This is a genomic window from Chryseobacterium artocarpi, from assembly GCF_001684975.1.
GTDB classification, from domain to species: domain Bacteria; phylum Bacteroidota; class Bacteroidia; order Flavobacteriales; family Weeksellaceae; genus Chryseobacterium; species Chryseobacterium artocarpi.
This window is the reverse complement of sequence record NZ_MAYH01000010.1, coordinates 1-1,324: the sequence shown is the minus strand read 5'-3', so window position 1 is coordinate 1,324 and position 1,324 is coordinate 1. Positions and strand designations below refer to the sequence as shown.

The following is a 1,324-nucleotide window of genomic DNA, read 5'->3' as shown; positions in this document are numbered from 1 at the left end:
TGTAATAGTTTGAATCTGATCTGACAGTTGGGCAATTTTAACTATGCAGCTGGAGGTATTTCAACATCCTCTCTTTTTGAAATTTTATTTTCACCAATGTCATAGTTTATAGTAGTGTCATTATTGAAGATAGGTTCTTCTGTATCCCTAGGTTTCATTTCAACTGACATAGGTAAAGGTACAACATTTTGGTATTGAGAGTCTAATAATTTTTCTTTTGTAAGATGTAGGCTCTCATTCCATGTCTGCATCGGAGTTTTACCATAACAATGTTTTCCTGAATGTGGTCTCTCTGTATTATAGTATTCTAACCATGTATCAAGATCAACCTGTAGTTCTTCAATATTATTGTAAATCTTCTTACGGAATGCAGTAGCATAAAACTCATCTTGCATTGTTCTATGAAAACGTTCACAGATACCGTTTGTCTGAGGACTTTTAGCTTTGGTCTTAGTATGATCAATGTCTTCTATAGCTAAATAAAGCTGATATTCATGATGTTCTCTGGCTCCGCAATATTCTGTTCCTCTATCAGTTAATATACGCATCAAAGGGATCTGATATTGTTCGTATAAAGGAATAACTCTATCGTTGAGCATATCAGCTGCTACTAAGGCTATTTTACGATCATAAAGCTTTGCTGTAGCTACTTTTGAGTAGGTATCAATGAAAGTCTGTTGATAAATTTTTCCAACACCTTTAATGTAACCTACATAATAAGTGTCTTGAGCTCCGAGAAAACCAGGGTGATGAGTTTCAATCTCTCCATGTGCAACCTTTTCTTCTTTAGCTTTTTCTAAAGCCACAACCTGAGACTCTGTAAGAATAAGTCCTTCTTGTGCCACTTTGGATTCTAGTGCTTTTAAGCGTTTGCGAAAGGTTTCCAGATCATGACGAAGCCATACACAACGAACTCCACAAGGAGAGATAAACACGCCTTCTTTCTTTAGTTCATTAGAGGCTCTGTTTTGACCAAAGGCAGGATTTTCAATAGCAAAAGCTACAACGCGCTTTTCTATTTCTGGATCTATTCGATTTTTAATATTTGGTACACGCCGATTCATATCTTTCAGAGCGGACTCTCCTCCTTCTGCAAATAAATCCTTGTAACGGTAGAAGGTCTCTCGACTATAGCCTAAATACTTACACGCTCTGGAGACATTTCCTAATTCTTCTGCTAAGGATAGTAATCCTAAGCGACTTTTAATTACTTTTGTTTCTAAACTCATTTCTGACTTTTTAAAGGGTTAAACTTTTTGTTTTTATTGCTTTACAAACTTAATCGTTTGCCCTTTAACTGTCAGATTTAATCTAAACTTTTACA

The 1,324-nt window shown here is 35.6% G+C and carries 1 pseudogene; it reads right to left on the bottom strand.

Annotated features, from left to right (window positions below):
• Positions 1-203: 203 nt before the first annotated feature.
• Positions 204-1,229, bottom strand: a pseudogene (locus tag BBI01_RS04470) (IS481 family transposase); the annotation flags it as partial.
• Positions 1,230-1,324: the final 95 nt, after the last annotated feature.